At 64.8% G+C, this 20,080-nt stretch carries 20 protein-coding genes; 13 read left to right on the top strand and 7 right to left on the bottom strand.

Translation table 11 applies throughout. The annotated features are described in order from the left end of the window. Window positions 1–618 (top strand): 4Fe-4S dicluster domain-containing protein (locus AWB74_RS24295; RefSeq protein WP_200822023.1); only part of this gene is annotated, 618 nt, incomplete at its 5' end. A gap of 40 nt (window positions 619–658) precedes the next feature. Here AWB74_RS24295 and aroC read toward each other — a convergent pair. The 3 genes from aroC to AWB74_RS24280 form a co-directional block, all read right to left on the bottom strand. Then, a complete protein-coding gene (gene aroC, locus AWB74_RS24290; RefSeq protein WP_061149251.1) occupies window positions 659–1,765 on the bottom strand; it encodes a chorismate synthase in 1,107 nt (368 codons plus the stop codon). A gap of 54 nt (window positions 1,766–1,819) precedes the next feature. After that, window positions 1,820–3,760, bottom strand: coding sequence for an MFS transporter (locus AWB74_RS24285; RefSeq protein WP_061149250.1), 1,941 nt, complete (start codon window positions 3,758–3,760; stop codon window positions 1,820–1,822). 205 nt (window positions 3,761–3,965) lie between these two features. Further along, window positions 3,966–4,418, bottom strand: coding sequence for a CBS domain-containing protein (locus tag AWB74_RS24280; RefSeq protein ID WP_061149249.1), 453 nt, complete (start codon window positions 4,416–4,418; stop codon window positions 3,966–3,968). A 251-nt stretch (window positions 4,419–4,669) separates the two neighbouring features. On the opposite strand from AWB74_RS24280, the gene AWB74_RS24275 reads away from it, so the two are divergent. From AWB74_RS24275 to AWB74_RS24265, 3 genes are all read left to right on the top strand, one after another. Further along, window positions 4,670–6,007 (top strand): O-acetylhomoserine aminocarboxypropyltransferase, encoded by a 1,338-nt coding sequence (locus tag AWB74_RS24275; protein WP_061149262.1) that lies wholly within the window; start codon window positions 4,670–4,672, stop codon window positions 6,005–6,007. Next, complete coding sequence (locus AWB74_RS24270) at window positions 6,004–6,846, top strand: alpha/beta fold hydrolase (protein ID WP_061149248.1); 843 nt, start codon at window positions 6,004–6,006, stop codon at window positions 6,844–6,846. The genes AWB74_RS24275 and AWB74_RS24270 overlap by 4 nt, the downstream gene beginning before the upstream one ends. Before the next feature lie 145 nt (window positions 6,847–6,991). Continuing rightward, window positions 6,992–7,312, top strand: a complete 321-nt coding sequence (locus tag AWB74_RS24265; RefSeq protein ID WP_061149247.1) for an Mpo1-like protein — start codon at window positions 6,992–6,994, stop codon at window positions 7,310–7,312. A gap of 18 nt (window positions 7,313–7,330) precedes the next feature. Here AWB74_RS24265 and AWB74_RS24260 read toward each other — a convergent pair whose 3' ends face one another. After that, on the bottom strand, window positions 7,331–8,638 hold the full coding sequence (locus AWB74_RS24260) for a YihY family inner membrane protein (RefSeq protein WP_061149261.1): 1,308 nt from the start codon (window positions 8,636–8,638) through the stop codon (window positions 7,331–7,333). 105 nt (window positions 8,639–8,743) lie between these two features. Here AWB74_RS24260 and wrbA point away from each other — a divergent pair, with 105 nt between their 5' ends. The 5 genes from wrbA to AWB74_RS24235 all read left to right on the top strand — a co-directional run bounded on the left by wrbA (window position 8,744) and on the right by AWB74_RS24235 (window position 12,931). Next, window positions 8,744–9,364, top strand: coding sequence for an NAD(P)H:quinone oxidoreductase (wrbA, locus tag AWB74_RS24255; protein WP_061149246.1), 621 nt, complete (start codon window positions 8,744–8,746; stop codon window positions 9,362–9,364). Then, window positions 9,361–9,756 (top strand): DUF2069 domain-containing protein, encoded by a 396-nt coding sequence (locus AWB74_RS24250; protein WP_061149245.1) that lies wholly within the window; start codon window positions 9,361–9,363, stop codon window positions 9,754–9,756. The genes wrbA and AWB74_RS24250 overlap by 4 nt, the downstream gene beginning before the upstream one ends. 160 nt (window positions 9,757–9,916) lie before the next feature. Then, window positions 9,917–11,371 (top strand): FAD-binding oxidoreductase, encoded by a 1,455-nt coding sequence (locus AWB74_RS24245; protein ID WP_061149244.1) that lies wholly within the window; start codon window positions 9,917–9,919, stop codon window positions 11,369–11,371. Further along, window positions 11,368–12,171 (top strand): metallophosphoesterase, encoded by an 804-nt coding sequence (locus AWB74_RS24240; RefSeq protein ID WP_061149243.1) that lies wholly within the window; start codon window positions 11,368–11,370, stop codon window positions 12,169–12,171. Before AWB74_RS24245 ends, AWB74_RS24240 begins: the two co-directional genes overlap by 4 nt. Before the next feature lie 49 nt (window positions 12,172–12,220). After that, window positions 12,221–12,931: an SOS response-associated peptidase gene (locus AWB74_RS24235; protein ID WP_061149242.1), complete on the top strand. Its 711-nt coding sequence runs from the start codon at window positions 12,221–12,223 to the stop codon at window positions 12,929–12,931. On the opposite strand, the gene AWB74_RS24230 is transcribed toward AWB74_RS24235, so the two are convergent. Both AWB74_RS24230 and AWB74_RS24225 read right to left on the bottom strand, forming a co-directional pair. Beyond that, window positions 12,932–13,120 carry a hypothetical protein gene (locus tag AWB74_RS24230; RefSeq protein ID WP_061149241.1) on the bottom strand — a complete coding sequence of 63 codons (189 nt, stop codon included), beginning with the start codon at window positions 13,118–13,120 and terminating at the stop codon, window positions 12,932–12,934. It abuts the gene before it with no gap. Window positions 13,121–13,241: 121 nt separating this feature from the next. After that, window positions 13,242–14,180, bottom strand: coding sequence for a LysR family transcriptional regulator (locus tag AWB74_RS24225; protein WP_061149240.1), 939 nt, complete (start codon window positions 14,178–14,180; stop codon window positions 13,242–13,244). Window positions 14,181–14,360: 180 nt separating this feature from the next. On the opposite strand from AWB74_RS24225, the gene AWB74_RS24220 reads away from it, so the two are divergent. From AWB74_RS24220 to AWB74_RS24205, 4 genes are read left to right on the top strand one after another with little or no spacing between them, the layout of a single operon-like run. After that, entirely contained in the window at window positions 14,361–15,863 is a 1,503-nt protein-coding gene (locus AWB74_RS24220; protein WP_061149239.1) for an efflux transporter outer membrane subunit, read from the top strand. 2 nt (window positions 15,864–15,865) lie between these two features. Beyond that, complete coding sequence (locus AWB74_RS24215; RefSeq protein ID WP_061149238.1) at window positions 15,866–18,070, top strand: FUSC family protein; 2,205 nt, start codon at window positions 15,866–15,868, stop codon at window positions 18,068–18,070. Beyond that, the gene (locus AWB74_RS24210) at window positions 18,057–18,260 is read left to right on the top strand and encodes a DUF1656 domain-containing protein (protein WP_014191041.1); all 204 of its coding nucleotides are present in this window, start codon (window positions 18,057–18,059) and stop codon (window positions 18,258–18,260) included. The genes AWB74_RS24215 and AWB74_RS24210 overlap by 14 nt, the downstream gene beginning before the upstream one ends. A 42-nt stretch (window positions 18,261–18,302) precedes the next feature. Further along, on the top strand, window positions 18,303–19,166 hold the full coding sequence (locus AWB74_RS24205; RefSeq protein ID WP_061149237.1) for an efflux RND transporter periplasmic adaptor subunit: 864 nt from the start codon (window positions 18,303–18,305) through the stop codon (window positions 19,164–19,166). 74 nt (window positions 19,167–19,240) lie between these two features. Here AWB74_RS24205 and AWB74_RS24200 read toward each other — a convergent pair whose 3' ends face one another. Next, window positions 19,241–20,062 carry an ABC transporter substrate-binding protein gene (locus tag AWB74_RS24200; RefSeq protein WP_061149260.1) on the bottom strand — a complete coding sequence of 274 codons (822 nt, stop codon included), beginning with the start codon at window positions 20,060–20,062 and terminating at the stop codon, window positions 19,241–19,243. Between the last annotated feature and the right edge of the window lie 18 nt (window positions 20,063–20,080).

The following is a 20,080-nucleotide window of genomic DNA, read 5'->3' as shown; positions in this document are numbered from 1 at the left end:
AAGTCCGGCAAGATGGCGGCCGAAGCTGCGTTCGATGCCGTGCAGGCGGGCCGTCAGAACGACGAGCTCGCGGCCTACCCCGAAGCGTTCGATACCTCCTGGCTCAAGACCGAGCTGCATCGCGCGCGCAACTTCAAGCAGTGGATGAGCAAGGGCCTGTATCTCGGCACCTTCATGGTCGGCCTGGAACAGAAAGTGATGGGCGGCAACGTGCCGTGGACGCTGCATCATCAGCATTGGGATCACGAGATGCTGAGGCCGGCCTCGCAGTGCAAGCCGATCGTCTATCCGAAGCCCGATGGCAAGCTCACGTTCGATCGTCTCTCGTCGGTGTTCATCTCGAACACGAATCATGAGGAGAATCAGCCGGCGCACCTGACGCTGAAAGATCCGAGCGTGCCGGTCAACGTGAATCTGCGCACGTATGCGGGACCGGAAAGCCGCTATTGCCCCGCCGCGGTGTATGAGTTCGTCAAGTCCGACGACGGCAGCGAGCGCCTGCAAATCAACGCGCAGAACTGCGTGCACTGCAAGACCTGCGACATCAAGGACCCGACGCAGAACATCGTATGGGTCACGCCGGAAGGCGGTGGCGGGCCGAATTATCCGAATATGTAAGGTCTGAAAAGACAGAGGGCGTCGAGATTGGCGCCCTTTTTTATTTCGCCGGCATTTGCGCCGCGATCTTCGGCGTACCGACGATCACATCGCCGCATTGCGCCCGATGACGCAGCGCGTGGTCCATCAGCACCAGTGCGAGCAGCGCTTCCGCGATCGGCGTCGCACGAATGCCGACGCACGGATCGTGACGGCCGAAGGTTTCGACGGTAGCGGCAGCACCTTCCTGATCGATCGACTGGCGCGGCGTGCGGATGCTCGACGTCGGCTTGATCGCGATCGACACGCGAATGTCCTGCCCGCTCGAAATGCCGCCGAGAATGCCGCCCGCGTTGTTGGTCGCGAAACCCTCGGGTGTCATTTCGTCGCCGTGCTGCGAGCCGCGCTGCGCGACGCTCGCGAACCCCGCGCCGATCTCGACAGCTTTGACCGCGTTGAGTCCCATCATCGCGTGGGCGATGTCGGCATCCAGACGGTCGTAAAGCGGCTCGCCCAAACCGACCGGCACGCCCGTCGCCACGACTTCGATGCGCGCGCCGACCGAATCGCCGTCGCGGCGCAGGTTGTCCATGTATTCCTCGAGCTGCGGGACGACATCCGCGTTCGGCGAGAAGAAAGGATTCTCCTGCACGTGCTGCCAGTCGACGAACGGAATGTCGATATCGCCCAGCGCGCTCATGCAGCCGCGCGTCTCGAGCCCGAACTTCTCGCGCAGCCACTTCTTCGCGACCGCACCCGCGGCCACCGTCGGCGCAGTCAGCCGCGCCGACGAACGGCCGCCGCCGCGATAATCGCGCACGCCGTACTTCTGCCAGTAGGTGTAGTCCGCGTGACCGGGACGGAACGTCTGCGCGATGTTGCCGTAGTCCTTGCTGCGCTGATCGGTGTTGCGGATCAGGAGCGCGATGGGCGTGCCCGTCGTCACGCCTTCGAAGACGCCGGAAAGAATCTCGACCTGATCGGCTTCCCGACGCTGCGTGACGTGCCGCGACGTACCGGGGCGGCGGCGATCGAGTTCGATCTGGATATCGGCTTGCGAGAGCGCCATGCCCGGCGGGCAGCCGTCGATCACGCAGCCGATCGCCGGTCCATGCGATTCGCCGAAATTCGTGACGGTGAAGAGCGTGCCAAGGGTATTGCCGGACATGAGCGTCGACCTGAAAAAAAGTGTCGGGGGAAACCGCTATTATGCCAGCGCCATCTACCGCCGCGCGCCGCGCAAGGCCGACACGACCTCCTGCAGATGCGCGGGCGTCGCGTCTTCCGGCGCGATCGGCTCGCCGACCGCGAGCGTGAGACGCGTCATCGCCCCGCGATGAATCGGGCGCGGCCACTGCGCGTCTTCGTGGCGCGAAAACACGCTGCCCCAGAGTCCACGCAACGCCATCGGCACGACGGGCGCCGGATGACGCTTCAGAATCTCCGAGATGCCGCGCCTGAACGGGTTCATCTCGCCGTCGCGCGTCAGCTTGCCTTCGGGAAAAATGCAGACGAGATCGCCGTCATCCAGCGCCTTCGCGCATTCCTCATAAGCGCGTTCGAGCATGTGCGCGTCTTCGTGCGCGGGCGCGATCGGAATCGCCTTCACGCGACGGAACAGCCGGCCGATCAGCGGCGTGCGAAAGATCCGGTGATCCATCACGAAGCGGATCGGCCGCGGACTTTCGGCCATGATGACGACTGCATCGACGAAGCTCACGTGATTGCACACGAGCACCGCCGGACCGTGCGCCGGAATGCGCCCGGCATCGACGAGACGGATGCGATAAAACGTATGCACCAGCATCCACGCGATGAAGCGCAGCAAGAACTCCGGCACGAGCGAATAGATATACACGGCGACCACGACATTGAGCAGCGCCGTCGTCAGGAAGAGCCCGGGAATGCCGACGCCGATCGACGTGAGCGCGAGCGCCATCAGCGCCGAGACGATCATGAAGAACGAGTTGAGGATGTTGTTCGCCGCGATGATGCGCGCGCGATGCGTAGGCTGACTGCGCGCCTGGATCAGCGCATAGAGCGGCACGCTGTAGAAGCCACCGAACATCGCGAGCAGGAACAGGTCCGCGAGAATGCGCCAGTGCGTCCACACTTGCAGGAATTCCGGCACGCCGAGCAGGTGTCCCGCCGGCGCGATGCCGTGACTCGCGAAAAACAGATCGATCGCAAACACGCTGATGCCGATGGAACCGAGCGGCACGAGCCCGATCTCGACGCGCCGCTTCGAGAGTCGCTCGCACAACAACGAACCAGTGCCGATGCCGATGGAAAACGTCGCGAGCAGGATCGTCACGACATCGGGATTCGCGGACAGCACGTCCTTCGCGAAATTGAAGAACGACGTCAGAAAGGTCGCGCCGACGAACCACAGCCACGAAATGCCGAGCAGGCTCAGAAACACCGTGCGGTCCTGCTTCGCCAGCTTCAGATTGCGCCACGTCTCCGAAACCGGATTCCAGTTGATGCGCAGGTCCGGCTGCGGCGCCTCTGACTTCGGCACGAATGCCGATGCAACGCGCCCGATCACTGCGAACGCGAGGCACGCGGCCGCGAGCAGCATCGCGCCGTGGTCGGACGCGCCCGCCGCCGCCCCGCCGATGATCGTCCCGATCAGAATTGCGACGAACGTGCCCATCTCGACGAGCCCGTTACCGCCGACGAGCTCATGCGAATCGAGATGCTGCGGCAGATACGCATATTTCACCGGCCCGAACACGGTCGAATGCACGCCCATCAGGAACGTGCACGCGTAGAGCAGCGGCGCGCTGTGCAGCACGAAGCCCGCGCCGCCGATCAGCATCACGACGATCTCGAAGCTCTTCACGAGGCGCGCGAGCACGGCCTTGTCGTATTTGTCGGCGATCTGGCCGGACGTCGCCGAAAAGAGCACAAACGGCACGATGAAGATCGCGGAGATGAGAAACGCGGCGGTCTTCGGATCGACGCCGGAAAAGCGCGCGGCCTGGAACGTCACCAGCGACGTGAATCCGACCTTGAAGACGTTGTCGTTCATCGCGCCGAGAAACTGCGTCCAGAAGAACGGCGCGAAACGACGTTGGCGCATCAGGCGGAACTGGCTTTCGCCTTCGGTCGAAGAACGTCGGGAAGTGCGCGACGCGGCGCGCAGCGATTTGTCACTCATGTCTTGCGGGATAGTGAAGTCCGGCGTTGATCGCGTAAGCGCGGCGACCGAATCCGGATAGTACGAAAACCGGGCCGCGGGATGACATCGCACCCTTAGGCCAGACGAAAAAAAACGCGCCGTCGGCGCGCTTCGGATGATGAACTCTGCGCATAGTATCGGCAATGCCGCGAAGCGCGGAACTTCGCAGCACCGTCAACGATGCTCAACGCGCTTCTTCCTGCTGCTCGGGCCAGTCGCGGATATACGCCTTCAGCATGCGATTCTCGAAGCCCTGCTCTTCCACGACCGCCTTGGCGACGTCGTAGAACGAGATGACGCCCATCAACTGGCGCTTTTCCATGACCGGCAGATAGCGCACGTGATGCTCCAGCATCATGCGGCGCACTTCGTTGACATCGGTTTCCGGTGTGCACGTGAGCGGATGGTCGTCCATGATCTTGCGAATCGTGGTCGTGCCGACGGCGCCGCCGTTATTGTGCAGGATGAGGATGATTTCGCGGAAGGTCAGCATGCCGACCAGATCGCCATATTCCATCACGACGAGCGAGCCGATGTCATGCGCCGCCATCGTGTCGACTGCGTCGGAGAGCGGGGTGTCGGGTGTCACGGTGAACAGCGTGTTGCCCTTTACTTTCAGAATGTCGCTGACTCGCATGACTGTCTCCTCGCGAAATGCCGGTGCGGATGCCCAAACGTTGATGAAACGATCAGTCGATGCTATCGGAAAGGCCCGCAAAAGGAAAGCCGGGCGCGCCGCCGGAACGCCCGCACTGGCCGAACGGACAAGGCTTTGCCCGATTCGCGGCCGCGCGTTCGCCCTAGGTTTGAGCGCGCGCTTCCGATGTTACGATGATTGACCCTCATTTCGCCGCATGCCGGCGCCATTACGCGCGCCGGCCGCTCATGATGCCAGCCAATCGTTTCGACACGCTCGCGCTGCACGCGGGCGCCGCGCCCGATCCCGTTACCGGCGCCCGCGCGACGCCGATTTATCAGACCACCTCGTTCACCTTCCGCGACTCCGATCACGCCGCCGCGCTCTTCAACATGGAGCGCTCGGGGCATGTCTATTCGCGCATCTCGAACCCGACCGTCGCGGTGTTCGAAGAACGCGTGGCCGCGCTCGAAGGCGGCGTCGGCGCGATCGGCACGGCGAGCGGACAGGCCGCGCTGCATCTGGCGATCGCCACGCTGATGGGCGCGGGCTCGCATGTGGTCGCGTCGAGCGCGCTCTACGGCGGCTCGCACAATCTGCTGCATTACACGCTGCGGCGCTTCGGCATTGAGACGACTTTCGTGCCGCCGCACGATCTCGACGCGTGGCGCGCGGCCGCGCGGCCCGACACGCGGCTTTTCTTCGGCGAAACGCTCGGCAATCCCGGGCTCGATGTGCTCGATATCGCGGGCGTCGCGGAGATCGCACATGAGCACGGCGTGCCGCTGCTGGTCGATTCCACGTTCACGACGCCGTATCTGCTGCGATCGTTCGAACATGGCGCGGATCTCGTCTATCACTCCGCGACGAAGTTTCTCGGCGGACACGGAACGACGATCGGCGGCGTGCTCGTCGATGGCGGCACGTTCGACTTCGCGGCAAGTGGACGCTTTCCCGAGTTCACCGAGCCTTACGCGGGTTTTCACGGCATGGTGTTCGCGGAAGAAAGCACCGTCGCGCCGTTCCTGTTGCGCGCCCGGCGCGAAGGCCTGCGCGATTTCGGCGCATGTCTGCATCCGCAGGCGGCGTGGCAACTGCTTCAAGGCATCGAGACTTTGCCGCTGCGCATGGATCGGCATGTCGCGAATACGCGCAAGGTGATCGACTTCCTGCTGAAATCGCCGGCGGTCGAGGGCGTGGCCTACCCCGAATTGCCGACCCATCGCGATCACGCGCTCGCCGCGCGCCTCCTGCCGCGCGGCGCGGGCGCGGTGTTCAGCTTCGATATCAAGGGTGGCGTGCCCGCGGCGCGAAAGTTCATCGAAACGCTCACGCTCTTCTCGCATCTCGCGAACGTCGGCGACGCCCGTTCGCTCGTGATCCATCCCGCCTCGACAACGCACTTTCGCATGGACGCCGCCGCGCTCGCGGCTGCGGGCATCGGGCCGGGTTGCGTGCGCCTGTCGATCGGCCTCGAAGATCCGGACGATCTCATCGACGATCTCAAGCGCGGACTGAAGGCTGCGCAAAAAGCCGCCGAAAGCGCTCAGGATGCGAGCGCGCCCGCGCCGCTCGGGAGCCGCGCATGATCCTCGATACCAACGGCCGCGGCGCCTACGCCTATACCGGCGGCAAATCTTTCGACGCCGCACGCCCCGCCGTCGTCTTCATACACGGCGCGGAGCACGATCACAGCGTGTGGGCGTTGCAGACGCGCTATTTCGCGCATCACGGCTTCGGCGTTCTCGCGCTCGATCTGCCGGGCCACGGGCGCAGCGCCGGGCCCGCGCTCGCCACCATCGGCGCGCTCGCGGACTGGGTCATCGGCGTGCTGGACGCCGCGGGCGTGCAACGGGCGCTTTTCGCCGGTCACAGCATGGGCTCGCTGATCGCGCTCGACACCGCCGCGCGCCATCCCGCTCGCGCGATGGGCCTCGCGCTCCTCGCGACCGCCGCGCCGATGCTCGTCTCCGACACGCTGCTCGATGCCGCCCGCGAGCACGAGCCCGAAGCGATCGACATGGTCAATCAGTGGTCGCATTCGACGATCGCCGCGAAGCCGTCGAGCCCCGCGCCGGGTTTCTGGCTGCACGGCGTGAATCAGCGGCTGATGGAGCGCGTGAGCCTGCGCGGCGAGGCGCTGCTGTTTCATACCGATTTCAGCGCCTGCAACGCCTACGCCGATGCGCTCGAACGCGCGGCCGCGGTGTGCTGTCCCGTGTGCGTCGTGAGCGGCAAGCGCGACATGATGACGCCGCCGCGCGCCGCGCGTCCGCTCGTGGACGCGTTCAGGCAGGCGGGCGCTTCCGTGCAAACGGTGGAACTGGACGCCGGCCACGCACTCATGTCCGAACAGCCCGACGCGACGCTCGACGCGCTGTTCGCGTTCGCGCTCAGTTGCGCCAGAGCGCAGGCGAAAACCGGTTGACGCCGCCTGTGCGGCGGGCCGCGCAACGTCGCGGCGCGCGCTTGCACGGCGCGCATGACGGTCGCAGAATGAATCTTGCTGGCGCAATCGTCGGACAGGCGCGGGAGCGCCGCATGACACCAGCAGGCATCATCAGGAGGCCGTCATGGCGCACACCGCACACGGTGAACATTTCGCGAATTTCGCCGAGTTCTATCCCTATTACCTCGAGGAACACCGCAATCTGACGTCACGCAGGCTGCATTTCGTCGGCTCGCTCGGCGTGATCGGCTGCCTCGCGATGGCGATCGCCACCGGCGACTGGCTCTGGCTGCCCGCGGCCGTTGTCTGCGGCTACGGCTTCGCGTGGATCGGCCATTTCTTCTTCGAAAAGAATCGCCCGGCGACGTTTCGTCATCCCATCTACAGCCTGATGGGCGACTGGGTGATGTTCAAGGACATCTGCATCGGCAAGATTTCGCTCTGATCCTGCGCCCGCGTCGAGTTACGCGGGCTGCTCCGGCATCGACGGGCGCGGCACTTCGCGCATGCGCGCGCTCGTAAGCGCCGATGCCCGCGCGGCAATCAGCGAGCCTAGCGTGATTTCCAGCTTCTCGTTCTCCAGCGCGTTCATGAGCGCGCTGCAATCCACCTGCGCCGCATCGAGCTTCAACTGATACTCCAGCTCTGCGCCGTCGATCACGAACTGCTCGAAGAGCATCGTCACCGTGATCTGATTCGGATTGGCGATCAGCACGTAGCGCGGCTGGCGCGAATCCTCCAGCCGTCCGATCCAGCCGAGCGCATCGAGCCGCGCGATCAGGCGCGTGGACGTATCCAGATCGCATCGCGACAGCGTGGCAAGCTGCAGCGCCGTGTAGCCGGGCTTGCCCTCTTCCCGCGACTCGACCAGGCGAGCGAGAATTTCGAGCGCGTCGAGCAGATCGCTGCCGGGAAAATCGCGCCGATGATACTGCCCCGTGCGGATCGCGGGCAGCGCGGACGTGACCATCGCGCCGACGAGCGCGATCATCCAGCACAGATAGACCCACAACAAAAACACCGGCAGCGCGGCGAACGCGCCGTACACCGCGGTATAGGTGGGAATGCGTCGCACATATGAACCGAAGCCGCGCTTGCCGAGCTCGAACGCAATCCCCGCGATGATCCCGCCGACGATCGCGTCACGCCACTCGACCTTGCAGTTCGGCATGTAGACGTAAATCATCGTGAACGCGAGCGCGGTGAGCGGCAGCGATACGCCGGTCAGCGCCCATTCGACGATCGGCGGCATCAGATTGTGCGAACCGGCGAACGCGACCGAATGGGCGAACACATACGAGGAGATCGACAGGCTGCAGCCGAAGAGAATCGGCCCGAGCGTGATGATCGACCAGTAGACGAGCACACGCTGCGCGATCGGCCGCGCCTTCTTCACGCGCCAGATGACGTTGAACGCGGACTCGACCGTCATCATCGTCATGACGGACGTCACGAAGAGAATGATCATGCCGACGGTCGTGAGCCCCTTCGCCTTCGATGCGAACTGGTTCAGATACTTGAAGATCTGGTCGTTGATCTGCGGCGGCATCAGGTGCACGGCGAGGAAATCCTGCAGCGACGCCTGGAACGAGCCGAAGATCGGAAACGCGGTAAAGAGCGCGAACGCGACGGTCGCGAGCGGCACGAGCGACAACACGCTCGTGAACGTGAGGCTGCCCGCCACTTGCGCGACGCGGTCCTCGCCGATGCGCCGCGCGACGAAACGCGCGAGACGCCTGACCGCTGCGAGATCGATGGAAAGATGCTGCAAACCCTTCTCCCGTCGTGGCGGCGCTTGCACTGAGTTCGCACTGAAGCCGCGCCGCGCCACGAAAATCACCTGATACCTATAATAGCCGTTCACTAAAAAAGCCTTATGAACGACATCCTCGTGCTTTACTACAGCCGCCACGGCGCGACCCGCGAGCTTGCGCTCGCGATCGCCCAGGGCGTCGACAGCGTTCCCGGCATGCAGGCGCGCGTGCGCACGGTGCCGCCCGTCTCGGCCGTCTGCGAAGCCACGCAGCCCGACATTCCCGCCGACGGCCCGCCCTATGCGGAACTGCGCGATCTCGAAGAATGCGCGGGTCTCGCGCTCGGCTCGCCGACGCGTTTCGGCAACATGGCCGCACCGCTCAAGTATTTCCTCGACGGCACCACGCCGCAGTGGCTGTCCGGCGCGCTCGCCGGCAAGCCCGCGAGCGTCTTCACTTCGACCGGCAGCCTGCACGGGGGCCAGGAAAGCACGCTGCTTTCGATGATGCTGCCGCTTCTGCATCACGGCATGATGATCGTCGGCATCCCGTACACCGAATCGCGGCTCACGACGACACAAAGCGGCGGCACGCCCTACGGCGCGTCGCATCACGCACGCGCGGGCGGCGACGAGAACCAGCGCCACGGCATCTCCGCCGACGAGAAAGCGCTCGCCGTCGCACTCGGCGCGCGGCTCGCACGCACCGCGCTCGATCTCGTGCGCGGCGCCCGCTCCGCATGAGTTCGCCCGCCTCCGAATCGCGGCCGAACTCCGCCTTCGCAGTGGGCGCGCTCGCGAGCCTCGGCGCGCTGATCGCGCTTACGATCCTCTGGGAACTGTGGCTCGCTCCGCTGCGCCCCGGCGCGTGGGCGCTCGCGCTGAAGGCGCTGCCGCTCGCGTGCGCGCTGCCGGGCGTTGCGCGCAGAAACCTGTACACGCTCCAGTGGGCATCGATGCTCGTCCTGCTCTATCTCGCCGAAGGCGTCGTGCGCGGCATGACCGATGCGGGCCTGTCCGCGTCGCTCGCCTGGCTCGAAGCGCTGCTTTCGCTCGCGTTCTTCGTCTGCGCGCTCGCCCATGTCGCGCCGTTCAAACGGGCTGCCCGCATGCACGCGCGTGCGAAAAAAAGTTAGTCCGTTCGCTTTTTTCGCGACGATACCGCCGAGACGTGAAGCTTTTTAGCATGAATCGGCGGCCAACGCGCGTGCCTATGCCATTCGGACGAGAGTCGCGCGCCGCCGCCCTGCGCGATACTGTGAACTACGCCCTACCCGAATTCTTGCTCATCTCCTCATGACCGCTTCTCAAGCTTTCATCGCCGCCTGCACCGAGGTCCTCGGCGCGCCGCACGTTCTCATCAGCGCGATCGACACCGAGCCGTATCTCGTCGACTGGCGCAAGCGCTATCGCGGCAATGCGTGCGCCGTGCTGCTGCCATCCGATGCCGAACAGGTGGCCGCGCTCGTGCGTCTTGCGCGCGAATATCGCATCGCGGTCGTGCCGCAGGGTGGCAACACCGGACTCGCGGGCGGCGCGACGCCCGATGAGAGCGGCGCGCAGGCCGTCATCAGCCTGAAGCGGCTCAATCGCATTCGCGGCATCGATCCGCACAACAACACGATCACCGTCGAAGCGGGCGTCGTGCTCGCCGAGATTCAGGCGCGCGCCGAAAGCGCGCAACGTCTCTTTCCGCTCAGCCTTGCGGCGGAAGGAAGCTGCACGATCGGCGGCAACCTGTCGACGAACGCGGGCGGCACCGGCGTGCTCCGCTACGGCAACACGCGCGAGCTTTGTCTCGGGCTCGAAGTCGTCACGCCGCAAGGCGAGATCTGGGACGGCCTGCGCGGTCTGCGCAAGGACAACACCGGCTACGATCTGCGCGACCTTTTCATCGGCGCGGAAGGCACGCTCGGCATCATCACCGCGGCCGTGATGAAGCTGCATCCCGCGCCCGTCGCGAAAGTCACGGCGCTCGCCGGGCTCGCGTCGCCGCACGCCGCGCTCGATTTCCTTTCGCTGGCGCAGCATCACGCCGGCGCGCTTTTGACCGGCTTCGAGCTGATGTCCGATTTTTCGATGCGCCTCGTCGGCCGGCACTTTCCGCAACTGCGCTATCCGTTCGGCGAGCCGCACGCGCAGACGGTGCTGCTCGAACTCTCGGACAGTGAAAGCGAAGCGCACGCGCGCGCCCTGTTCGAACGGCTGATGGAAGAAGCGCTCGAACAAGGCATCGTCGAGAACGCGGTCGTCGCGGAAAGTCTCGCGCAGTCGCAGGCGTTCTGGGACTTGCGCGAACACATTCCGCTCGCGCAGGCCGAGGAAGGGCTGAACATCAAGCATGACATCGCCGTGCCCATTTCGAGCATCGGCCGCTTCATCGACGAAACCGATGCGATCATCGCGAAGGCCGTGCCCGGCGTGCGCATGGTGACTTTCGGCCATCTCGGCGACGGTAATCTGCACTACAACGTGCAGGCGCCCGAAGGCGTCGACCAGAAGCAGTTCCTCGACGCGTATCAGACGCCGGTCAATGCGCTCGTGTACGACCAGGTGCACAGGCATCGCGGCAGCATCAGCGCGGAGCACGGTCTTGGCCAGTTAAAGGTCGATGAAGCGATGCACTACAAGTCGCCGGTCGAAGTGCGGCTCATGCAGGCGATCAAGGCCGCGCTCGATCCGGACAATCTGATGAACCCCGGCAAGGTCGTGCGCCTGAGCGCCGCACCCGGCAAGGAGAAGATCGCATGAAGATTCGCGTGCTGTCGGACCTGCATCTCGAATGCGACGAGCCGCTGGCGATTCCCTATGCCGAGGCCGATCTCGTCGTGCTGGCGGGCGACATTCACAACCACGCCGAAGGCTTGCGCTGGGCGGCGGAAAATTTCGATTACGATGTGCCCGTCATCTACGTGCCCGGCAATCACGAGTATTACGACGCCGAGTTCGGCGCGATGGAAGCGGCGATGCAGGACGCCGCGCGCAGTGTCGACAACGTGCACTATCTGAACAACGCGTCGCTGGTCGACCGGCGCGGCGCGTGGCGCGTGCTCGGCACGACGCTCTGGACCGACTTCGCCCTCTTCGGCTCGGACACGAACGATATCGAAGCAGCGAAGGAAGCGTGCACGAAAGTCATGCTCGACTACAAAGGCTTGATTCAACTCGCATGGCCCGAGCCCGACGGCGAGCACCGCGAGTTCGCTCCCGACGATTCCCTCGCGCTGCACGAACAGGCGCGCGCATGGCTCGAAGACGAACTCGCGAAGCCCTTCGCAGGGCAAACCATCGTCGTCACGCATCATGCGCCGATGCGCGAAAGCCTGGCGCCGCGCTATGCGGAAGATCTCGTGTCGGCAGGCTTCGTCAATCATCTGCCGACGCTCGCGCGCGCGCCCGCGTCGCTGTGGATTCACGGGCATACCCATACGTCGTTCGATTACGTCGTCGGGGGCACGCGCGTCGTGTGCAATCCGCGCGGATACTTCAGCCGTCGCGCGCAGCAATGGGAGAATCCCGACTTCGCTTGGGACAAGGTCGTCGAGATATAAGCGTCGAAGAAGGAAGCACGAACCGTGTTGGACTTTGCGGAGGAACGCCATGTGCGGCCGAATCAGCCAATACCGACTGCCGATGCATTACGCGCAACGCCTGCATCTGAAGAATCCGTTCGTGCTCGTGGATGCCGCCGACAGGCGTCCCGGCTATAACCTTTCACCCGGCACGCATCCGCTCGCCGTCTATCCCGACGAAACGATCCGCGCGGTGCATTGGGGTTATTGCCCGCCGTGGGCCATTCAGAAGAAACTGCCGCAGACGATCAACGCGCGCGTCGAAACCGCGTCGACGAGCGCGTATTTCAAGCATCTGTGGAAGAAGGCGCGCATTCTCGTGCCGGCCGATGGCTGGTTCGAATGGCGCATCGAGCCGCGCGCGGGCGATCCCGCGGCGAAGCCGTTCAAGCAGCCCTACTTCATTCAGCGCGCGGACGGCGAGCCGATGTATCTCGCCGCGCTTACCAGCATTCTCCGCGATGAAGACGCGGCAGCGCCCGGCGCGGGCTTCGTCATCGTGACGGCCGCCGCCGACGAGGGGCTGGTCGATGTGCACGACCGCCGCCCCCTGGTGTTTGCGCCGGCCGTCGCCAGGCGCTGGCTCGATCCAGACGCATCGTCCGAAGACCTCGCCGCGCTCGTCAAATCCGATGGCGTGCCGGCGTCGCACTTCGTCTGGCATCGCGTTTCATCCGACGTGAATCGCGCGACCAACGACGAGCCGCGTCTCATCGAACCGCTCGAAACCCTGCTCTGATCAGCGATCGTACGGATCGCGATTGCGGCGCATCCGCGCGTCGCGGTCATCGTCGATGCGAATGGGCACGAGGCGGCGCTTCGCGTTGCGTTCCGACTGGGTACGCATGGCGTTGAAGAGATCGCGCGACGCCGGAACGGCGATCAGCACCAGAAGCGCGGCGAGTGCGAGGAGAAGTGGCGTACCCATTTGACTTGTCCCGGTGAAAGTTGCAATTGAACAGTGCCGAAAGTATCAAGCTGCGGACAAACCGTGAGTAAGCAAGTGTTGCGCCGTGCTTTTTTTCGTAACGAACGAATTCGCGGGCTTTTCAAGTGACGACGAATTCCTTCAGCGATTCGGCGTCCGCGGCAAGCGTGTCGGGCAGCGCGTCGCGCAGGAACTCGACCCACGTGCGGATCTTCGCATCGAGATACTGGCGCGACGGGTACAGCGCGTAGACGTTCAGCTCCTGCATCGTGTATTGCGGCAGCACGCGCACGAGCGTCCCCGCGCGCAAGCCGGGCAGCGCGGACGAAGTGGGCAGCACGCCGATGCCCATGCTCTCGCGAATCGCCGCGACCATTGCCTCCGCGACGTTCACCGTGAACGTCGACGGGCCGAGGCTCACCGTCTCCTGACCGTTGGGACCGTCGAAGACCCAGCGGTCCGGCGGAAACACCGGTGTCATCAAGTGCAGACAGGTGTGGCGCACGAGATCGGACAGCACGTGCGGCGCGCCGTGTTTCTCGATATAGGCCGGCGACGCGCACGCGATGCTGAACGCCGTCCCGAGCCGCGCCGACACCAGCCCGGAATCGGGCAGATCGGATGCGAGCACGACGGACACGTCGTAGCCCTCGTCGAGCAGGTCCGGCACGCGCTGCGCGAGCGTCAGCTCGACCTGCACCGCCTGATGACGCTGCTGATAGCGCGAGATCATCGGCACGATGTAGTGCTGGCCGAAGCTCGTCATCGAATGGACCTTGAGCTTGCCGGACGGACGCGCGTGGGCGTCGCCCGCCTCGGCTTCCGCCTGATCGACATACGCGAGGATCTGTTCGCAGCGTTGCAGATAACGCTCGCCCGCTTCGGTGAGCGCGATGCGCCGCGTCGTGCGATTGAGCAGGCGCGCGCGCAGATGCGCTTCGAGATCCGACACGGCCCGCGAGGCATAAGCCGTCGTCGTATTGAGATGCTGTGCGGCCGCCGTGAAGCTGCCCGCCTCCACGACCCGCACGAATACGCGCATGTTTTGGAGCGTGTCCATGCTGCTTTCCCGACTTCAAGAACTGTTCGTGCTTTCAATTGTTGCACGATCGGCAACAACGATTATCACAGCATCCGTAAAAATGCTTTGCATTCTTACCGGTTATTCGACAATCCCCGCAAAAATATAATCGTCTCCTTAAGTCTAGTTCAAATTCGGGAGTGAATCGTGCGAGGGCGAATGCTCAGTAAGACTGCATCAGCCGCAGTTCTTACAACAATCTTGATCATGGCCGGGTGCGCGAGCACGGGGAAGATCGCGCCGCAGGATTCGCTCAACGATGCCTCCACGCTCGATGCCGGCAGCGCGATCCGCGCCGCCAACGCCGACGCCCAATGGCCCGACGAGCAATGGTGGCGCGGCTATCGCGACCCGCAGCTCGATCAGTGGATCGCCCGTGCGACCAACGGCAACCCGACGCTCGCGATGGCCGCAGCGCGCGTGCGCGAAGCGCAGCAGCAAGCGGGCGTTGCGCGTTCGGACCTGTTGCCGCACGTCGACGGCGCGATGAGCGTGTCGCGCAAAAACTGGCCCAATAACGATTTCTACGGCCCCGGCCCCTTCGCCGATACGACGACGTGGGACAACACCGCCGGCCTCACGCTTTCCTACAACCTCGATCTCTGGCATCGCGATGACAACAACGCCGAGCGCGCGCTCGATGTCGCCCACGTGCGCGCCGCCGATGCACGCGCCGCGCAACTGGAGCTCGAGACGAACGTCGTGCGCGCGTATATCGGCTTTTCGCAGTCGTTCGCGCTGCTCGATATCGCCGAGGATACGCTCGCGCAGCAGGAGCGTATCGCGGATCTCGCGCGGCGGCGCCTGAAAGGCGGCATCGGCACGCAACTGGAACTGAGCCAGGCCGAAACGCCTTTGCCGGAATACGAACGTCAGGTCGACATCTATAAGGAAGAGATTCAGCTCGCGCGTCATCAGCTAGCCGCGCTCGCGGGCGAAGGCCCCGGTGCGGGCGAGGCGCTCACGCGTCCGGCGCTGTCGCTCGCGACACCGCTGCCGCTGCCCTCCGCGCTGCCGGCCGAGCTGGTTGGCCATCGGCCGGATATCGTCGCCGCGCGCTGGATGGTCGCGGCGCAGGCGCGTGGCATCGATGTCGCGAAGGCGGGCTTCTATCCGAACATCAATCTCGCGGCATCGCTGACGCAGGCTTTCGCGGGCGGCGCGTTGCTCAGCTTCCTGACGCGCGACGCATCGGGCTACAGCTTCGGCCCCGCGATCTCGCTGCCGATCTTCGAAGGCGGCCGCCTGCGCGCGCAACTCGGCGCGGCATCGGCGCAATACGATCAGGCCGTCGATCACTACAACGCGACGCTCGTCGCCGCGCTCAAAGACATCGCCGATCAGGTCGTGCGCGTGCATTCGCTTGACACGCAGCTCGAAGCGTCCGGCCGCTCGGTCGCCGCCGCGAGCAAGAACTACGATCTCGCGAACGAAGGCTACGAGCGTGGCCTTACCGATTATCTGAACGTGCTGATCGCCCAGACGCAATTGCTGAAGGCGCAGGACGGCCAGGCGCGCGTGCGGGCGCAGCGGCTCGCCTCGTACGCGACGCTCACGTCGGCGCTCGGCGGCGGTCTCGACGATCCGTCGAACGGGCCGGAACAGACCGCGCTCGCGCCGTCGAAGCACATCGGGCCGTTCGCGAAAGCGAAGCGAGACTGAGCATGTCCACGTCCGCTTCTTTCATCGAACGTCAGTCGCTCAGGCACGCCCTCATCGACTGGGCGCGCACCGACGGCCTCGCGTGGGTCTACATCTTCAAGGCGGTGCTCGCGGCGCTGCTGTCGCTGTGGATCGCGATGCGCCTCGACATGGCACAGCCACGCACCGCGATGACCACCGTCTTCGTCGTGATGCAGCCGCAAAGCGGCATGGTGCTCGCGAAGAGCTTCTATCGCTTCTGCGGAACGATGGTCGGCCTCGTCGTGATGATGGTCTTCATCAGCCTGTTCTCGCAGCAGCCGGTGCTGTTTCTCTCGGCGACGGCGCTCTGGGTCGGCATCTGCACCGCGGGCGCGGCGCGCAACCGCAATTTCCGCTCGTACGGCTTCGTGCTCGCGGGCTACACCGCGGCGCTGATTGGCATTCCGGCGGCGCAGCATCCGGATGGCGCGTATCTGTCGGCGCTCACGCGAGTCAGCGAAGTGACGCTCGGCATCGTCTGCGCGGGTGCGGTGAGCGCGCTCGTCTTCCCGCAGCATGCGGGCGAGCAGGTGCGCACCACCGTGCGCCGCCGCTTCACGCAGTTCGTCGATTACGTGTGCCGCGCGCTGTCGGGCAACATGGCGCGCGCGCAGATCGAACGGACCAATCTCGCGTTCGTGTCGGATATCGTCGGCTTCGAGGCCGCGCGCAGCGTCGCGGTATTCGAGAATCCCGAGTCGCGCATGCGCGGCGGGCGGCTCGCGCGTCTGAACAGCGAGTTCATGAGCGCGTCGACGCGCTTTCACGCGCTGCATCAGTTGATGAACCGGCTGCGCGAAAGCGCATCGGCGACGACCATCGCCGCGCTCGAGCCGTTCTTTCGCGAAGTGCCGCTGCTTTTTGCCGTATCGGGCGAGCCGGTGAGAAATGCCGCCGACGCCGCGCACGCCGCCGCGCAGTTGCGCGACTACAAGGCCGCCTTGCCGAAGCGCATGCGTGCGGCGCGCGCCACGCTCGAAGCGAATCCGGACTTCGTGCAACTCGAATTCGACACCGCGGGGGAACTGCTCTACCGCTTCGTCGACGACATGCTCGCCTACGCCGAAACCTACGCGTCGCTCACCTCGCCATCGCACGAGCGCGAGCGCTGGATCGCGCGCTACGTGCCGAAGACGAACTTGTTCGCAGCCGCCATCTCGGGCCTGCGCGGCGCGGTGGTGATGTTCATTCTCTCCGCGTTCTGGATCGAAAGCGCGTGGCCGAGCGGCGGCACGATGGTGCTCAACGCGGCCGCCGTGTGCGCGCTGGCGTCGTCGTCGCCGCGGCCGGCGCTGATGTCGGCGCAAATGGCGATCGGCACGATGCTCGCGACCGTGGCGGGCATGATCGTCGTGTTCGGCGTGTTTCCGCACATCGACGGCTTCGCGATGATGTGCGCCGCGCTCGCGCCCGCGCTCCTGTTCGGCGCGTATCTGAGCACGCGGCGCACGCTCGCGGGCGTGGGCGTTGGCTTCTGCATCTTCTTCTGCTTTCTCGCGGGGCCGGACAATCTCGTTCACTACGATCCGACCGGCTTCATGAACGATGCGCTCGCACTCGTCTTGTCGATGATCGTCGCGGCAATCGCTTTCGCCGTGCTCTTGCCGACCGACGCGCCGTGGCTGCGTCACTTGTTGCTCGGCGATCTGCGGCGTGAAGTCGTCAGCGCGCGCCGCGGACGTCTTGCGCGCCTCACGACGCACTTCGAAAGCCGCACGCGCGACCTGCTTGCGCAGATCAACGCGCTGCCCGCGAGCAGCCCGGAACAGCAACGCGACGCGCTGCAATGGCTATTCGCGGTGCTCGAGTTCGGCAACGCGGTGATCGATTTGCGGCGCGAGATTTCGGCCTTGCCGGGCGAGCCGCACTACGTCGCGTCGATGCCGTGGCGACGCTCCGTCGATACGACGCTTGATGCCGTCGCGCGACTGTTCGACCGGCCGAACGCCGCACGTTTCGATGCCGCGCTCGCAGCGGCCGAACGCGCGATCGCCGATACGCAAGCCTTGCTCGCCGATTTAGCCGATGCGCCGCGCGAGGAACGGCATCGGCTGCAGCGCATCGTGAGTCATCTGCATTTCATTCGCACCGCGCTGCTCGATCACGAATCGCCGTTCGCGCCATTTGGCCGCCATACGCGCGAGCGCAACGACATGCCCGAAGGAGCGCCCCATGCTGCCGCGTAACGTCTCGATCCTCGAAGCCTATGTGCCGACGATTCTCCTGCTCTTCATCGCGGGCGCGATGATCACGTGGATCGTCGACCGCGCGCTTTCGCTGACGGGCCTCTATCGCGTGGTCTGGCATCCGGCGCTGTTTCGCGCGAGTCTGCTCGTGTGCATCTGCGGCGCGCTCGGGCTCTATGCGTATCGCTGATTGGCGGCACCCCATTCATACAAGCTGAATAAGAGTTGCATCATGATTCTGAGAAAAATCATCGGCCTGGTTTTGACCATCGCCATTTTTGCGGCCGCGCTCGTCATCGGACGCGCGCTGTGGGTGCATTACATGGATGAGCCGTGGACACGCGATGGCCGCGTGCGCGCGGACGTCGTCAACGTGGCGCCGGACGTGTCGGGCGCGGTCGTGCAGCTACCCGTGCGCGATAACCAGCTCGTGAAGAAAGGCGATCTGCTGATGGAGATCGATCCGTCGCATTACCAGATTGCCGTCGAGCAGGCACAGGCGAACGTCGCCGCGCGTGCCGCCGAATTGCGCATGCGCCGCGCGGACGCCGCGCGCCGCGCCGACATGGACAGCCTCGTCGTGTCGAAGGAAGCGCGCGAAAACGCGATGCAGACCGCATCGACCGCACAGGCGCAGTTGCAGCAGGCGCAGGCCGCGCTCGATGCCGCGAAGCTGAATCTCGAACGCACGAAAGTGTTTTCACCGGTGGACGGCTACGTGACGAACCTGAACGTGTTTCGCGGCGACTACGCGACGGCGGGCGCGGCCAAGCTCGCGATCGTCGACAGTCATTCGTTCTGGGTCTATGGCTATTTCGAGGAAACGAAGCTGCCGCATGTAAGGATCGGCGACAAGGCTTCGGTGCGATTGATGAGCGGCGGCGAGCTGAAGGGGCACGTCGAGAGCATCTCGCGCGGCATTTACGACCGCGACAATCCGCAAAGCCGCGAACTGCTCGCCGATGTGAACCCGACTTTCAATTGGGTGCGGCTCGCGCAGCGCGTGCCGGTGCGCGTGCATATCGACGAGGTGCCGGATGGCGTGTTGTTGAGTGCGGGGACGACGGCGACCGTGATCGTCACGCCGTCGATGTGACAGCCGTTCCCTGACAAAAAAGCCCCGCCCGGAATCACTCCCGGGCGGGGCTTCTCACATGCAGCGACGCGACCTTACTTCAACACCACCTTCACATCGAAATACTTCGCGGCGAAGCGATCGATGGTCCCGTCGTCCTTCAGTTCCTTCAGTGCGCGGTTGAGCGCGTCCTTCAACGCCTTGTCGTTCTTGCGCACGCCGAAGCCAACGCCGGCGCCGAGCAACTTGTCATCCGACACCGCCGGACCCGCGAACGCGAAACCCGCGCCCTGCGGCTGCTTCAGGAAGCCCTTCGACGCCGCCTCGGCATCCTGGAACGCCGCATCGAGACGTCCCGACGCCAGGTCCGCGTAGATCTGGTCCTGCGCCTGATACGACGCGACATCGATGCCCGCGGGCGCCCACTTCGCCTTCGCGTAGGTTTCCTGAATCGAGCCCTGCAGCACGCCCACGCGTTTGCCCTTCAGCCCCTCGACGGTCGGCTGGATCGTGCTGCCCTTCTTTGCGATCAGCTGATTCGGGATCGTGTAGATCGGATCGGTGAAGTCGATCGCGACCTTGCGCTTGTCGGTGATGGTCATGTCCGAGTTGATGCCATCGAACTTGCGCGCCTGCAACGCGGGAATCAGGCCGTCGAACGAGTTCTCGACCCACACGCACTTCATCTTCAGCTTCGCGCACACCGCGTTGCCGATGTCGATATCGAAGCCCATCAGCTCGCCGCTCGGCGACTTCGACTCGAACGGCGCATACGATGCTTCGACGCCGAAGCGCAATTCCTTCATGTTCTCGGCCGCGTGCGCGTTCAATGCGGCAGCGCCCACAGCGACGGTCGCGCCCAGCACCGCGAACACGGCGAGCTTGCGGCTGATCCAATGCGATTCTTTCAACTTCATCTCCTTCCAGTGCGGTTC

The organism is Caballeronia arvi (assembly GCF_001544695.2).
In the GTDB taxonomy this organism is placed as follows: Bacteria; Pseudomonadota; Gammaproteobacteria; order Burkholderiales; family Burkholderiaceae; genus Caballeronia; species Caballeronia arvi.
The sequence above is the reverse complement of the archived record's forward strand: the minus strand, read 5'-3'. Positions and strand labels throughout refer to the sequence as shown.

Coding starts and splice junctions, on each gene's coding strand:
- AWB74_RS24280 (WP_061149249.1), bottom strand. CDS start 4,418: ATGCGAGTCAGCGACATTCTGAAAGTAAAGGGCAACACGCTGTTCACC.
- AWB74_RS24205 (WP_061149237.1), top strand. CDS start 18,303: ATGATTCTGAGAAAAATCATCGGCCTGGTTTTGACCATCGCCATTTTT.
- AWB74_RS24230 (WP_061149241.1), bottom strand. CDS start 13,120: ATGGGTACGCCACTTCTCCTCGCACTCGCCGCGCTTCTGGTGCTGATC.
- AWB74_RS24220 (WP_061149239.1), top strand. CDS start 14,361: ATGCTCAGTAAGACTGCATCAGCCGCAGTTCTTACAACAATCTTGATC.
- AWB74_RS24275 (WP_061149262.1), top strand. CDS start 4,670: ATGCCAGCCAATCGTTTCGACACGCTCGCGCTGCACGCGGGCGCCGCG.
- AWB74_RS24265 (WP_061149247.1), top strand. CDS start 6,992: ATGGCGCACACCGCACACGGTGAACATTTCGCGAATTTCGCCGAGTTC.
- AWB74_RS24285 (WP_061149250.1), bottom strand. CDS start 3,760: ATGAGTGACAAATCGCTGCGCGCCGCGTCGCGCACTTCCCGACGTTCT.
- AWB74_RS24250 (WP_061149245.1), top strand. CDS start 9,361: ATGAGTTCGCCCGCCTCCGAATCGCGGCCGAACTCCGCCTTCGCAGTG.
- wrbA (WP_061149246.1), top strand. CDS start 8,744: ATGAACGACATCCTCGTGCTTTACTACAGCCGCCACGGCGCGACCCGC.
- aroC (WP_061149251.1), bottom strand. CDS start 1,765: ATGTCCGGCAATACCCTTGGCACGCTCTTCACCGTCACGAATTTCGGC.
- AWB74_RS24225 (WP_061149240.1), bottom strand. CDS start 14,180: ATGGACACGCTCCAAAACATGCGCGTATTCGTGCGGGTCGTGGAGGCG.
- AWB74_RS24200 (WP_061149260.1), bottom strand. CDS start 20,062: ATGAAGTTGAAAGAATCGCATTGGATCAGCCGCAAGCTCGCCGTGTTC.
- AWB74_RS24270 (WP_061149248.1), top strand. CDS start 6,004: ATGATCCTCGATACCAACGGCCGCGGCGCCTACGCCTATACCGGCGGC.
- AWB74_RS24210 (WP_014191041.1), top strand. CDS start 18,057: ATGCTGCCGCGTAACGTCTCGATCCTCGAAGCCTATGTGCCGACGATT.
- AWB74_RS24215 (WP_061149238.1), top strand. CDS start 15,866: ATGTCCACGTCCGCTTCTTTCATCGAACGTCAGTCGCTCAGGCACGCC.
- AWB74_RS24235 (WP_061149242.1), top strand. CDS start 12,221: ATGTGCGGCCGAATCAGCCAATACCGACTGCCGATGCATTACGCGCAA.
- AWB74_RS24240 (WP_061149243.1), top strand. CDS start 11,368: ATGAAGATTCGCGTGCTGTCGGACCTGCATCTCGAATGCGACGAGCCG.
- AWB74_RS24245 (WP_061149244.1), top strand. CDS start 9,917: ATGACCGCTTCTCAAGCTTTCATCGCCGCCTGCACCGAGGTCCTCGGC.